Origin of the sequence: Synechococcus sp. W4D4, assembly GCF_047716805.1 — a bacterium.
Lineage (GTDB): Bacteria > Cyanobacteriota > Cyanobacteriia > PCC-6307 > Cyanobiaceae > Vulcanococcus.
The window spans coordinates 2,125,127-2,139,238 of record NZ_CP180404.1 but is presented as its reverse complement, the minus strand read 5'-3'; the positions used below and the strand labels follow the sequence as shown (position 1 = coordinate 2,139,238).

12 protein-coding genes are annotated in these 14,112 nt (G+C 49.5%); 4 read left to right on the top strand and 8 right to left on the bottom strand.

The features are described 5' to 3' along the window. Nucleotides 1-3: 3 nt before the first annotated feature. Together fabF and tkt are read left to right on the top strand one after the other, a co-directional pair. Nucleotides 4-1,251: a beta-ketoacyl-ACP synthase II gene (fabF, locus tag ACLM42_RS11730; RefSeq protein ID WP_415399220.1), complete on the top strand. Its 1,248-nt coding sequence runs from the start codon at nt 4-6 to the stop codon at nt 1,249-1,251. Nucleotides 1,252-1,295: 44 nt separating this feature from the next. After that, nucleotides 1,296-3,299 carry a transketolase gene (gene tkt, locus ACLM42_RS11725; RefSeq protein ID WP_415399219.1) on the top strand — a complete coding sequence of 668 codons (2,004 nt, stop codon included), beginning with the start codon at nt 1,296-1,298 and terminating at the stop codon, nt 3,297-3,299. A gap of 73 nt (nt 3,300-3,372) precedes the next feature. Here tkt and ACLM42_RS11720 read toward each other — a convergent pair whose 3' ends face one another. The 5 genes from ACLM42_RS11720 to rfbF are packed head-to-tail and all read right to left on the bottom strand — an operon-like array spanning nt 3,373 to nt 9,221. Next, the gene (locus ACLM42_RS11720; RefSeq protein ID WP_415399218.1) at nt 3,373-4,035 is read right to left on the bottom strand and encodes an HAD family hydrolase; all 663 of its coding nucleotides are present in this window, start codon (nt 4,033-4,035) and stop codon (nt 3,373-3,375) included. After that, on the bottom strand, nt 4,032-5,867 hold the full coding sequence (locus tag ACLM42_RS11715; RefSeq protein ID WP_415399217.1) for a thiamine pyrophosphate-binding protein: 1,836 nt from the start codon (nt 5,865-5,867) through the stop codon (nt 4,032-4,034). The genes ACLM42_RS11720 and ACLM42_RS11715 overlap by 4 nt, the downstream gene beginning before the upstream one ends. Continuing rightward, a complete protein-coding gene (gene rfbH, locus ACLM42_RS11710; protein WP_415399216.1) occupies nt 5,867-7,369 on the bottom strand; it encodes a lipopolysaccharide biosynthesis protein RfbH in 1,503 nt (500 codons plus the stop codon). The genes ACLM42_RS11715 and rfbH overlap by 1 nt, the downstream gene beginning before the upstream one ends. Continuing rightward, a complete protein-coding gene (gene rfbG, locus ACLM42_RS11705; RefSeq protein WP_415399215.1) occupies nt 7,345-8,454 on the bottom strand; it encodes a CDP-glucose 4,6-dehydratase in 1,110 nt (369 codons plus the stop codon). The genes rfbH and rfbG overlap by 25 nt, the downstream gene beginning before the upstream one ends. Further along, the gene (gene rfbF, locus ACLM42_RS11700) at nt 8,451-9,221 is read right to left on the bottom strand and encodes a glucose-1-phosphate cytidylyltransferase (RefSeq protein ID WP_415400179.1); all 771 of its coding nucleotides are present in this window, start codon (nt 9,219-9,221) and stop codon (nt 8,451-8,453) included. The genes rfbG and rfbF overlap by 4 nt, the downstream gene beginning before the upstream one ends. 114 nt (nt 9,222-9,335) lie before the next feature. Here rfbF and ACLM42_RS11695 point away from each other — a divergent pair, with 114 nt between their 5' ends. Further along, on the top strand, nt 9,336-10,187 hold the full coding sequence (locus ACLM42_RS11695) for a hypothetical protein (protein ID WP_415399214.1): 852 nt from the start codon (nt 9,336-9,338) through the stop codon (nt 10,185-10,187). Beyond that, nucleotides 10,172-10,708 carry a hypothetical protein gene (locus ACLM42_RS11690; RefSeq protein WP_415399213.1) on the top strand — a complete coding sequence of 179 codons (537 nt, stop codon included), beginning with the start codon at nt 10,172-10,174 and terminating at the stop codon, nt 10,706-10,708. The genes ACLM42_RS11695 and ACLM42_RS11690 overlap by 16 nt, the downstream gene beginning before the upstream one ends. A 1-nt stretch (nt 10,709) precedes the next feature. Here the strand turns inward: ACLM42_RS11690 and ACLM42_RS11685 are convergent, their stop codons facing one another. From ACLM42_RS11685 to ACLM42_RS11675, 3 genes are all read right to left on the bottom strand, one after another. Beyond that, a complete protein-coding gene (locus tag ACLM42_RS11685) occupies nt 10,710-11,993 on the bottom strand; it encodes a phytanoyl-CoA dioxygenase family protein (protein ID WP_415399212.1) in 1,284 nt (427 codons plus the stop codon). An 8-nt stretch (nt 11,994-12,001) separates the two neighbouring features. Further along, a complete protein-coding gene (locus ACLM42_RS11680) occupies nt 12,002-12,712 on the bottom strand; it encodes an aldolase/citrate lyase family protein (RefSeq protein WP_415399211.1) in 711 nt (236 codons plus the stop codon). Between the two features lie 111 nt (nt 12,713-12,823). Further along, on the bottom strand, nt 12,824-14,080 hold the full coding sequence (locus ACLM42_RS11675) for a radical SAM protein (RefSeq protein WP_415399210.1): 1,257 nt from the start codon (nt 14,078-14,080) through the stop codon (nt 12,824-12,826). Between the last annotated feature and the right edge of the window lie 32 nt (nt 14,081-14,112).

Here is a 14,112-nt window from a genome sequence, read left to right as displayed (position 1 = left end):
TTTATGGTGGAGGGTCTCCGCCGCGTCGTCGTCACCGGCCTTGGCGCGGTCACACCGATTGGTAATGACGTCACTTCCTACTGGGAAGGACTGAGCAGTGGTCGTAACGGGGTGGCACCGATCACCCTGTTTGACGCTTCTGCCCATGCCTGCCGTTTTGCGGCTGAGGTGAAGGATTTCAATCCCTCCGCCTACATCGAGCCGAAAGAAAGCAAGCGTTGGGACCGGTTCTGTCAGTTCGGGGTCGTTGCCGCCAAACAGGCAGTGGCCCAAGCCGGATTGACCATTGACGAGCGCAACGCTCACCGCATCGGAACCGCAATCGGTTCTGGCGTGGGCGGGCTGCTGATGATGGAGACCCAAGCCCACGTGCTGGCTGACAAGGGTCCGTCGCGCGTGAGCCCCTTCACGGTTCCAATGATGATCCCGAACATGGCCACAGGCCTGACGGCCATCGCCATTGGCGCCAAGGGCCCCAGCACCGCCGTAGCCACCGCCTGTGCCGCAGGCTCCAATGCAATTGGCGATGCCTTCCGCCTGATCCAGCTAGGTCAAGCCGAAGCCATGGTTTGCGGTGGTGCCGAATCGGCCATTACCCCCCTTGGGGTCGCTGGCTTCGCCAGTGCCAAGGCACTGTCGTTCCGCAACGACGATCCGGCGACGGCCAGCCGACCCTTTGATGCGGAACGGGACGGCTTCGTCATCGGAGAAGGAGCGGGTGTGCTCGTCCTCGAAAGCCTGGAGCATGCCCAAGCCCGCGGCGCCAACATCCTCGCGGAGGTTGTGGGCTATGGCATGACCTGCGATGCGCACCACATCACCTCACCCACCCCAGGAGGTGTGGGTGGTGCTGAGGCGATGCGCCTGGCCCTAGAAGACGCCCGCATCGAGGCTGATGCGGTCGATTACGTCAACGCCCATGGCACCAGCACCCCGGCCAACGACTCCAACGAGTCCTCGGCCATCAAGTCCTCGCTTGGGGAACGGGCGAAGCAGATTCCTGTGAGTTCGACCAAGTCGATGACGGGTCACCTCCTGGGCGGCAGCGGCGGCATTGAAGCCGTTGCTGCGGTCCTGGCGATTGGCCACAACGTGGTCCCGCCTACGATCAACTATCAAAATCCGGATCCTGCCTGTGATCTGGATGTCGTTCCCAATCAGGCCCGGGAACACAAACTGAACGTGGTGCTCTCGAATTCCTTTGGGTTCGGCGGCCACAACGTTTGCCTGGCGTTCCGCCGGTTCAACTAACCCGCGGTCTCCCCGCCCGTACACCCTTCCCTTACCCGTAACCCATGGTCGTCGCTCCCGCTTCCGTCGAAACGCTTTGCGTCAACAGCATCCGCTTCCTGGCCGTCGACGCGATCAACAAGAGCAACTCCGGTCACCCCGGACTGCCCATGGGTTGCGCTCCCATGGCCTACACGCTGTGGGACAAGTTCCTCAAGCACAACCCCAAGAACCCCAAGTGGTTCAACCGTGACCGCTTCGTGCTGTCTGCCGGCCACGGCTGCATGCTGCTCTACGCGCTGCTGCACCTAAGCGGCTACGACTCGGTCACGATCGAGGACATCAAGCAATTCCGCCAGTGGGGCTCCAAGACCCCTGGTCACCCTGAAACCTTCGAGACAGCCGGCGTCGAAGTGACCACCGGTCCTCTGGGTCAGGGCATCGCCAACGCCGTCGGCCTGGCCATGGCCGAGGCACACCTGGCCGCCAAGTTCAACAAGCCCGACTGCACGCTCGTTGATCACACCACCTACGTGATCATGGGCGACGGCTGCCACCAGGAAGGGGTGAGCGGAGAAGCCGCCTCCCTGGCCGGTCACCTGGGCCTGGGCAAGCTGATTGCTCTCTACGACGACAACCACATCACCATCGACGGAAACACCAACGTTTCCTTCACCGAGGATGTGCTGAAGCGCTACGAGGCCTACGGCTGGCACACCATTCACGTCACGGACGGCAACACTGACCTGGGCGCCATTGCCAAGGCGATTGAAGAAGCCAAGGCCGTCACCGATCGTCCTTCGATGATCAAGGTGACCACCACCATCGGCTACGGATCACCAAACAAGGCCAACACCGCGGGTGTGCACGGTGCGGCTCTGGGCGCTGACGAAGCCGCTCTGACCCGCCAGAACCTGGGCTGGGACTACGGCGAATTCGAAGTTCCCCAGGAGTCCTACGACCAGTGGCGCAAGGCGATTGAGCGTGGCGCTGCCGCCGAAGCCGCCTGGAACTCAACTCTGGCCGACTACCGCAGCAAGTACCCCACTGAAGCGGCCCAGTTCGAGCGCCAGCTGCGCGGTGAGCTGCCCCAGGGATGGGACGCCAACCTGCCGAGCTACACCGCTGACGACAAGGGTGTAGCGACCCGGATGCATTCCTATAACTGCCTGAATGCCATCGGCCCCAACCTGCCTGAGTTGATCGGCGGCTCCGCTGACCTGACCCACTCCAACCTCACCGACATCAAGGGTGAGGCCGGTTTCCAGAAGGGTGCTGAAGGCAACCGCTACCTGCACTTCGGCGTGCGCGAGCACGCCATGGGCGCCATCCTCAACGGCCTCGCCTATCACGGCAGCGGCCTGGTTCCCTACGGCGGCACCTTCTGCGTCTTCGCTGGCTACATGGTGGGCGCCATGCGCCTGTCCGCCCTGAGCGAACTGGGCGTGATCTACGTCCTGACCCACGACTCCATTGGTCTGGGTGAAGACGGCCCCACCCACCAGCCGATCGAGACCCTGGCCAGCCTGCGCTCGATCCCGAACATGCTGGTGATCCGCCCTGGTGACGGCAACGAAACCAGCGGTGCCTACAAGGTGGCCGTGGCCAACCGCCACCGCCCCACCGTGATGTTCCTCAGCCGTCAGGCGATGGCCAACCAGGCCAATTCGAAGGCTGAGCACGTCGCCAAGGGTGGCTACATCCTTGAAGACAGCAACGGCACCCCTGACCTGATCCTGATCGGCACCGGTACCGAGCTCGACCTCTGCGTCAAGGCTGCTGCCCAGCTGCGCGCTGAAGGCAAGAACGTCCGGGTCGTCTCCATGCCTTGCGTGGAGCTGTTCGAAGAACAGGACGCGGCCTACCGCGAAAGCGTGCTGCCCGCCGCGTGCCGCAAGCGCCTGGTGGTCGAAGCCTCCAGCAGCTTCGGCTGGCACAAGTACACCGGCTTCGAAGGTGACACCGTCTCCATCGACCGCTTCGGTGCTTCCGCGCCTGGTCCTCTCCTCATGGAGAAGTTCGGCTTCACCGTCGAGAACGTGGTCAAGAAGGCTAAAGAGCTAGGTTAACTGCGAGAAAGAAAGTCATCGTCTTTAGAGCATTCAAGAGTCAGCTTCTACACCACCCTTAGTGGGTGGTTTTTTATAGGAGGGAGAGTATTTGATCAAATGAAGTTAGGCGAAAAGCAGCAGACTCAACACTCGGAGGCCAGCGGTAATAGCCATATTCGCAGATGGCAAAGGGAATATTGTTACTGGCTGCAGCCTTCATGTCACCGGGCGTATCACCTATATAAATTGGGTTTCGCGAGCGGGCTTGCCGATCACTTAGTGCGAAAGAGAGAGCTTCAGACTTGGAGCGGAAAGTGTTGGGACTTGACCCAATAACAACAGGATAATCAACTCCATAGACCCCAGAAAAAAGATCAAGTAGCGATGCCTGCCCAAGTACGACACGGCTCACATGAGTAGGCTTGTTAGTGACGATGGACAAAAGGTATCCACAAGAGTGAAGTTGATGCAAAGACCGATGAACACCAGGGTAGAGCTGGAATTCAGAGTAATATTGAAGGTCATACTTCTCCCTAAATAGAGAAACGAAGGAGGACGTGACGCGATTACACAACTCGGGATAAAGACACGCCAATATTTGGTCGACAGGAGGGCCGAGAAGCGGCGAGAGGTCGTTTTCGCTTGGCACAGGTAAACCAAGACGCAATGCAGATTCTGAAAATGCTCGGTGTATGCCAGGGAGGCTGTCTATTAAGGTTCCATCGAGATCTAGGAAGAGATAATTACGGCTCACAACAGAAGGGCCTGAGAGGAAATGCGATCAATAACTTCCTTCGAAAGGAAAGGGGACATATCGGAAATATCCGAGGAAACCATAGAGCCGTCAGGGAGCCGACGACTGGCTACTTTGGGCGAAAAGTTCTGAGCAAGGGTGATCCTAATTTCATGCAGCGAAGGCGTCCTGCAAGCAAGAGCTTGATCAAGGAAGTCAGCCAACAACTTCTCGTCGTCAAGACGGGAATAGGCAAGATCGAAGCCCTTAGCAATTGACGAGAAATCAGGGAAAGGGAGACCAGACTCAGCACCACAACCTATTGACCGACCGTTGAAATAGGCAGCCTGAGTTTGGCGAATAGAATGATAACCTGAATTGTTAAGAAGGAATATCTGAATGGGCAGTTTCATGCCTGAGATATAAGCCAGCTCTTGAAGGTTCATCATGATTGAACCATCACCGGCCAAACAATAAATCGTTGATTTGGTAGCGAAGAAAGCACCAATAGCGGCAGGAAGCTCGTAGCCCATTGACGCACAACCCGAGTTATGAAAGAGTCTCTGACCTTCTTTGATAACGGAGGCTTGGAATCCAACAACACATGCAGTACCATCAGAAGTAACAGTTGTACTTCTCTCGGGAATGCGGAGGGACAATGCACGAATGAACCGATAGGGATTTACGCCATCAGGTTGAGGTGGAAGCGCTTCATCGACAGGATCATATTCAACGGATAGATTCTTGAGCCATGAAGACCAGATATGAGAACGATCCCGCAAGAAAGATTGACTGGAGGACTGCGATTGATGGAGCTGTATACACAGCCTTTGACAGAAGTTGGGCAAGTCACAGTGGACGGAGACGTCGAAGTTGAGGGTCGGCTTCTCTAATTCGAACTCATCGTAATCTACGTGAGCGACCCATGCTTGGCGTGCAAAGTTCTCCCAGTTATAGCTTATTTGTCTAATATTAAGCCTAGACCCAATGATAATAATAACATCGCTAAGTTGGGTGGCAAAGTTACCCGCACGGTTACCTACAGTTCCGGGCCTTCCAGAAGTTGATGGGTGATCGTCCCACAGGAGATCGTGACTATTCCATGAGGTTACAGTCGGAATATTGAATGAATTAATAAGTTCAAGGAATTGACTGTGTGCGCAACTTGAACGAATACCTGACCCAACATACAGTAAAGGACGCTTAGCCGAAAGAAGCTTTGCTGCGATTAGTGAAAGGTTGTCATCTGAAATCAAAGGAAGCGACTGATGGTTTGAACTCAGAAGCGGGGCGAAGACCTTAGAGTGGAAAGATTGGGGAAGCGGGAAAGACTGGACATCAATTGGTACATCCAACCATACAGGGCCTGGTCTTCCTTGAATAGATAAGAGAAATAACTCATCAAGGACAGAATCAACAGACAAGGGTTCGAATAGAGTTATTGATTGTTTTGTAACCTTTGCAGTCATGGATACAATATCAACTTCTTGATCGCCAAGTTGGCGCAATTCAGGCCAGTCAGTAGAAGAGACGAGAGTAGATCTTTTGGACTGGCCTGATACAACAAACATTGGAATAGAGTCTACATATGCGCCAAAGACACCATTAATTGCATTAATTGATCCAGGCCCAGCTGTGACATTCACAATTGATGGGCGGCCTTGCAGACGTGCAGCTGCTTCCGCAGCCATTGCGCAGCTTTGCTCATGATGGAGGCAATGAGTAGTATCGGGGAATTCAATAAGAAAGGAGTCGTTAAGATGCATTGATGCACCTCCAGTCACCATATAAACATCGGTGCAGCCTAAGAATGCAAGACGTTTTGCTATAAAGTCGGAGACACGTAGTTCCATCAATACGCTTCTACAAAAGATTTGATTTGCTCAATCTCGTAATCAAGCATAGAAGACGTAAGACCAGGGTATGTACCGATAAATACAGCAGAGTTCATAAGGATGTCAGAAGATGTTAGAGCTGCCGGAACGATAAAAGAATCAGGATATTGCAGTGCGAGATTTACAAAGGCTGGTTGTTTAACAAGATTACCTCCAAAGAACATACGGCTGCCAATACCAGAGGTGTCAAGGTGACGCACAAAGTCAGTACGAGTGAAAGGTGCATCTGGCTTAACAGTGATCATAAAGCCGAACCACGAACAATCTGTTGTACATCCAGTGTCATCCCAAAAGAAACCTGCATCAGGGGACCAGGCAGTAGCGTGCGTCGGGAGAGCAAAGCTGAGGAACTCAGAACATGAATTGAGACCCTTACGCAAATAGTCCCAGTTGCTTCGACGGGCGGCAATGAATTCTGGTAGACGGGTTAGTTGGATACGTCCAATTGCCGCCTGAATGTCGAGAGGCTTGAGGTTATAACCAAGGTGGCTATAAGTATATTTATGATCATATCCTTGTGGAAGCTGACCCAAAGACCAATCGAAACGCTTAGAGCAGCTATTGTCTACACCACTGGGGCACCAGCAGTCTCGACCCCAATCTCGCAGACTTTCAACAACTTTTTTAAGCAGGTTGCTCTGAACAATGTTTACTGCGCCACCTTCACCCATGGTCATATGGTGGGGAGGATAAAAGCTCTGAGTGCTGATATCACCCCAAGTACCTGTCCAACGCGTGATATAGCCGGGTTGCGGCTTAAGCCCAGGACTACTATTAAAAACACCAAGTTTATTAGCAAGATCAACCGGCATAGAATAAGTACTACCTAGGGCATCACAATTGTCCTCGATAAGCCATAAGTCATATTTTCGGCAGAACCCAAGTATTTCATAGATATTAAAAGGTATGCCCAGGCCATGAGCCAGGACTACAGCTTTTGTTTTACCTGGGCAATAGGCTGACTCAAGCTGAGTCGTGTCTATATTGGCGGTCTTTGGGTTGACGTCAAGAAAGATGGGTATAGCCCCATTTTGAATGATAGGTGCAACTGTCGTAGGGAATCCAGCCGCAACTGTAATAACGTGATCACCCTTATTAAGACGTTTTTTTTGTGAGATCTTTGATGAAGTTAGGGCCGTTATGGCAAGTAGATTGGCGCTAGAGCCAGAATTGGTGAGGAGTGAATGTCGAACACCTAGAAATGAAGATAGCTCTCCCTCAAAACATGTGCCTTCGTGCCCAAGGGTAAGCCAAAAGTCGAGAGTTGTTGAAACGGCTGCTTTTACCTCATCTTCATTGAAGACACGGGCGGCATAGGGTATTGGGTCACCTTTGTTCCACGTTGGCTTGAGAGGGTCGGTTGCGGCCCTGTTGGAAGAATGGGCTAACCGTGAATATTCAGCAGTGAGCTCCAGGATGTGAGACTTAAGCGCCTCTAGTGAACTTGAGTTGGGTGACATGATGTGTAAGCAGAGAGATCCAACAAACAGGCGTCGGCCGGCGATAGCTCGTTAGTTAGGACACTTTTATACCATCGTACGGTGCGGCGGACTGACTGCTCGAAATCCCAATAGGGTAGCCATTCTAAGAGATGGGCAGAGTGATCAATACTCAGTGATAGGAGCTTTGCTTCATGAGGAGCATTGTCAGACCGAATAGACTTCGTAGGTACCGGCAGATCGAGGCTAGCCAGATGCAGGAGTTCTGATACAGTTCGCTGGCCAGATGGTAGGGGACCAAAGTTGAATGCTTGCGCAAAGACAGAAGAGCTATAGAGTTTTTCAGCAAGCCGAATGTAACCGTTTAAAGGATCAAGTACATGTTGCCAAGGCCTTGTGGCGAAGGGATGGCGAACAGTTAGAACCGACCCCGTGCAGTAGGCACGTACAAAATCTGGAATTAGTCGATCTGGCGCCCAATCACCGCCTCCTATTACATTTCCAGCCCGCGCAGTTGCGATCAGCAGATTAGGATTGCCGCTAACACTTGATCCCGTGAATGAGGACCTCCAACTTGCTACAGCGAGTTCAGCGGCAGCCTTGCTGCTGCTGTATGGATCAATCCCACCAAGAGGGTCTGTTTCGCGGTAAGAATAGGTGGTTTCCTGATTTAGATAGACTTTGTCAGTGGTAACAACGACGATGGCACACGTGTGTTGAAGGTTACGAGTGGCCTGCAGAAGGTTAATGGTACCAGTTACATTAATGTCCCAGGTTTCCTTAGGTTGCTGGTATGATGAAAGTACGAGAGGTTGTGCCGCGAGGTGAAAGATTACATCCGGTTTGGTCTCTGCAACGCACTGATCAATCCGTGGCGCGTTGCGAACATCAGCAAAGTAATTCTGACACTGATTGCTATCAGGCGAGAGTTGTGTGAAGAGACTATCGGAAGAGGCCGGAAGTGAGTAACCATAGATTTCAGCCCCGAGCCGTTGAAGCCAAAGGCACAGCCAACTACCCTTAAAACCTGTATGCCCTGTTACGAGGACTCGCTTGCCCTTCCAAAAGTCATTGGGATGGTAGAGGGAGGAGATGGACTGAGTCATTTCCACAGCTTCCAAGGAGCGGTGCCATTGGTCCATAAGTCTTCTAGTAGTTGTTTATCACGTAGCGTGTCCATGGGCTGCCAAAAGCCGGAGTGATGAAAAGCAGATAAGCGACCAGTAGTTGCTAGGCGCTGAAGAGGTTCAGACTCCCATACAGTCGAATCATCCTCAATAATGTCAAATACTTCTGGCTCTAAGACAAAGAAACCGCCATTAATCCAGCTGCCATCACCTGCGGGCTTCTCCTCGAAAGATAAAACACGTCCCCTTTCAAAAGAAAGGCTCCCGAAGCGACCTGGGGGCTGAACTGCTGTCAGAGTTGCAACGGTTCCTGCATTTTTGTGATAGCGAAGCAGCTCTTCAATGTTGACACTCGAAAGGCCATCCCCATAAGTCAAAAAGAAAGAACTGTCGTCAACATGCTCCCGAACACGCTTCAAACGACCACCAGTCATGGTCGCCTCACCTGTGTCGACTAGGGTGACCTTCCAAGGCTCAGCTTTTCTAGTGTGAACCTGCATGGTATTTAGTGACATATCAAAAGTGACATCACTCATATGAAGAAAGTAATTCGCGAAATACTCCTTAATGACATACCCTTTGTAGCCACAGCAAACAACAAAATCATTGACGCCGAAATGGCTATAGTGCTTCATTATGTGCCAAAGGATAGGCATGCCCCCGATTTCCACCATTGGCTTCGGGCGAGAAACAGTCTCCTCGCTTAGGCGAGTTCCGAGACCTCCAGCAAGAATAATTGCCTTCACATTTTGGAGCATAACATTGCTACCATATCACAGAATTAAAGGATTATCAATTAAGAGGGGTTTGACATCTTTTAGAGCAATCATTTAAAATGTGGATGATCGCTTGTGGCGTAGATGAATGCATTTCTAGTTGATGTTGGAGGGTCTAGCTGTAAGACAAGCCGATGGGTGAACGGAACAAAAGAGTGGTCACAAGTCCACCACTGGACAGAAGCAAAGAAATCGAAAGAAGAGTTTATTCATAGTTTAATAGAGATTGAACTCAAATCACATCGGCATGGAAAACTCGTAGTTGGCCTGCCGGGTCCAGTCACGTCGGAACCATCCGTATACTGTCCTCCAATAGCAAAAGAAATAGACGTTGCCAGTCTTCGTAACAAAGGATGCATAGTCGTAAATGATGTTGTCTGTCAAATGATGTTTCTCCCACAAGAAAAGAATTGCAATCAAGCACTGGTAACGGTAGGAACATCACTTGGGCTAGCCGTACGCAGTAAGGAGATCGAAAGGTTCGAATTTTCAGAAGAATATATACGCTCATACGAAATCGCACACGAAAGGTTAGACGAGTGGTGCGACAGAGAGCTCTCCGAGTGGTGTCCCAAGGTGCTAAGAGATGATGCAAGGTTATGTACGATCTTCTCAGCCGCAGGGTTTGCCTCTAGGTGGTCTGTAGATGTTGAAAGACAGGGTTATATTTTGAATGCAAGACCAGATGGCATAAGAAAAGCATTAAGGAAGATAAGAGCGGAGAACGCAGAGGCGGAAGTAGCTAAATGGGCGCTGTCACTACACAAGGCTGTCAATAGATACCTGAAAGCAAATAATGAAGACAGGGGTAACAGGGAGGTTTACATTTCAGGTGGGCTAGTTAACGCCTTGGTTGAGTTTAGGATGGCTAATATACTGAGCAAGTATTTTCATATTGTTGGTTTAGACAGTAACAAAGAATGCTCGGACTGCTGAGGCTACTCGTACGCAAGCCAGAGATAGGCTTGCCTCAAAGTATTTTTGAGGGGGCGTCATACTTGCTGCCATTGGTCAATGTTGAAGTAGTGATAAGGAATAAGTTGGGCCATATTGGACTTACCTGGAGAGAGAGAGCAAGAGATGTTCCCAAAGCAGGTTGGCATATACCCGGAGGGATAATGCGTGTAGGCGAGGCAATCGGTGATCGAGTTTTCCTTACCTGTATGAACGAATGCGGCATAAGGCCTGATAGTTGGACTGCCGTTGCGTGTAGTGAAACTATTCTTCCAATAAAAGATTCAAGAAGACACTTCATCTCTTTCATTGTCGAGATTGACAGTTGGGAGTTCGTCGACAGGCGCAAAGCAAGCTCGCTAGAGTTTTTTAGCAACATTCCAGAGAATATAATCGAAAACCACAGAAGATACAAAGATTTATTTGGGGAAAGACTTGACAAGCGTGATATAGTAATTTACCGCGATATAGAGTTTGAAAAGAGTCTATCAAAGGGTGCATAGACTACTTCTGCAAAGAAATACTATAGATAGACTCATCAATGGTCTGCGCTCCTCTTTTTATTGCTCTTTGATATCCGATCATCTGCTTAAGCTTAGGGGTAAATGAATGTATAGTTTTTTGAGGAATGACGGTGAGATGCTCTTCTTCGCCACAAAGCTCCATGAACAAGCTTGAGCCGAAACTGAGCATAAGGCCTCTTCGAGGAAGACTAGTCCTGTTAGCACTGCTGTGGTGCCAAGTTGCTCCATCAAAGAGGACTAATGATCCAGCAGGGCATACAGCCGTCTCTTGAGTAGTTAGTGATCTAACATCTTCTGGAGTAGGTCGTCTACGTTGTAAATGAGAAGCCGGCACAAACTCTGTGGCGCCATTTGTGGGAGTAAAATCGTCAAGTGGAAGAATACAGATAAAGCGAACCATCCATTCGGGTAGAGGCTCGGGAACTACAGAGTCAAGATGCCATGGGATAGCTGGTGAGCCTGGAGCGACAATATGTCCTGTTAAACTATTTAAACCAAACTTTTCATGAAAAGTTGGCCTGTCAAAAACGCGGTTGCATACATTGACAATATACGGACAGGTAATGAGGTCTTGGAAGATAGGATGTTTGGCCACAAGATTATAGACGCGCTGGTTGGCTCCGTTTTCGCCGTATAGATATGCATTTTTAGTTCTAAGCTCATGCGCACAGATTTGATCAAAGATCTGCGAGATCTGAGCAAGTACTGATGGAGTCAGAAAGTTATCTTGGATCGCGAATCCACGATTCTTTATTTGGTCAAATATGGATTGAGAAGGCTCGAGTGGGCCAGTGATATAGGCGGCCGAATCAGACTCGACCGCTAGACTATCTATGAAGGAAATCAGGGTGGCTGAATGTGGAGAAAGGGATAGTACGTGCGGATTGGCTATATCTTGTCGACAATAGAACTCTTGCCGGGAAAAATCATTCTCAATAGTCCAGGACTTATGCTTTGATGCTAGTGTTGATATATAGAATAGGTCAGCCCCGAAGTCATCGGAGAGTGCGTAGTCCAAAAGAACTGACGGCAATGGGAGAGAAGAGACGCCGGTTATTTCCCTTAGGTAGTGATTCGCATAAAACGTCTGGATTGATGATGGGGTATGGGCAGTCTGATCAAAGAACGGAGAATCTATTAAATAGAAGATTGAAAGAAGAGTAGTGAGCTTATCATTGGATCTGTGAGATTCATTAGATACAAGGCATTGATAGGCTTCCAGAAACGAAGCCAACGTCATGTACGTCCTAGAGCGTGCTTGCATCAGCAGACTCAAACTAGCCCAATCTTACTACAGCCGTCGCTTAGTCCGTATACATGTCGCCTAGAAAGCATCTCAATTCTCGAGGAGTCTTCATTCGAAAGAGACTCATAAAAGTTCTTCTTAGATTGCAACCACAATAGCTCAAACCGTACAGCCTTTCTGAGTACCTCTTCGAAGTAAGTGCTATCAAGAAGGGATGAATCGAATACACATTTTCTAGTCTCGAATCGAGTTAGATGAACTGAGGCAAGATTTTGAAGAAGTTCTTTCGAGTCTGCGGAAATAGCGCCGCCAACAACAAAGTCGAGATTGTAGTCTTTGGCGAATTGAGCAGCTTTGAGCACATCTTTAGAGACGCGCTCTGAAGATATAGAATCCCGATCTAGACCGAGAGAGAATGTATAATCTACTCGCCCAAAGACGACCCCCCTGATCAGAGGACTTTGCGAGCATTCTTCAAGTATTGATTCAATATTGTTAAAACTGGTGTTGGTCTCAATATTCAGAAGGAAATCGGGGGGTGTTGTTGAGGCGCCAGTAACCTTAGTGACCGCTGAGACATATTTGCGGGCCGCATATGCAGTCTCAATCATTGGTGCAACTACATACGATATATGTGGACTGAGGCAGTCATAGAGGTCGGTCACTGCCTCACAGCCCCCAATCTTTAACGCTTGAGGTACCTGAAGCGGTGCACAGATAGCAGAAATTGCATTCAACTCTGAACGTCTTATGCCTTCAGCCTCAAATTCTGACTTAACAGCTTGGAGAGAATGAGAAGAGAGGTCTTGAAGAGTTTGAAAAAGATCAGTATTAAAAAAGTACATTGATTACGGTAACGGCAGGGGTTTGCGGGTCTGGACTGCGGTGGGTATCAACGGGACTGTATAGTCTCGACCATTACAGTAGTTACATGCATTGAGGTAAGTTTTAGAAGTGTAGAAAGAAGAGATTTCTGAACGCAGATTGGATGACGAGGCGTCAACAGACAAAACATCCCCTGCATTGAAGTAGGTACTATCTAGGTTTATAAGGTTTGCAGAAAATGGACAATGGTATAGTTTACCGTGGAGTAATGTCAGGACGTCCTTTGTGCAGCAATTAAAGAATTTCTCTTGGAGTTGATCCAGGCTTTCGCCTTTGTGTTTGTGAATTCTACCTGAGTCAGACCATATTGGGTCTTTTACAGAATAGAGAATATCGTTTTCTTCGCACAAATGGATGAGCTCATTGATGCGTCTCGAATGAGTGTTATAATTTGAGATGTCCAGAACCGAGCCGGATGTCTTTATGGCTTCTAGGCACGATTCATTTGGCAGAATTGTTCCATTGGTGAAAATAAGTATAGATTTAATGTTAGAGAAGGAAGACAAGAAGTTTAGATACTTCGGGAGGTTCTTGAAGATTAGAGGTTCGCCTCCGAGGATTCTCCACTCATATACATAATCGACTGCTTCCAGCACCCTCCTAGATGCGTCAATCAAAGTGTCAATATCAGCACTTTTTGGCTTTTGATAATATTGCATCAGGTTTGAGCAGTCAATACACTTAAGTGAACAACCTTCGGTGACGACGGCATCAATAGACTTAAGGTTGAGGGAATCTGATGCGAGTTTAGACCTAACAGATAGGAGCTCATTCTGATAAAGCTGCATCTCACGAGCCATATCTGCCAGACTTCGAGAGTAGTTAAGTCCGTCAGAGTTTAAATCTTCAAGAGACAGCATATGCTTGTATGCATCATAAAGGGGCAGCAGGCTATAGATACTGTGTCGGGCTTCGAGTGCTCGAAGAACTTGCTCGGGAAAGCAGCAGGTTAAAATGACAATAGAGTTAGGAGCTTCAGCAAAATAGGTTGTACTTTCTACCGTAAAGCCGCAGAAGTCAGAGCCAATCTTTGCTATGTTACTATCATAAACACGAATGTTGGTCTCAAGATTAAGCTTTAAGAATATAGCTATCGCTGTCCTCGCCTGAATGCCGCAGCCGTACAAGTGAATTGATAGATTATTACTCTTAATCCTTTCGATTAAGAGGGAAGTATTGTATTCATAAAGAGAGTCAAGCTCAAATCCCTCGTAAATCATGATCGCCGATACTTGAGCATGCTAACTTTAGC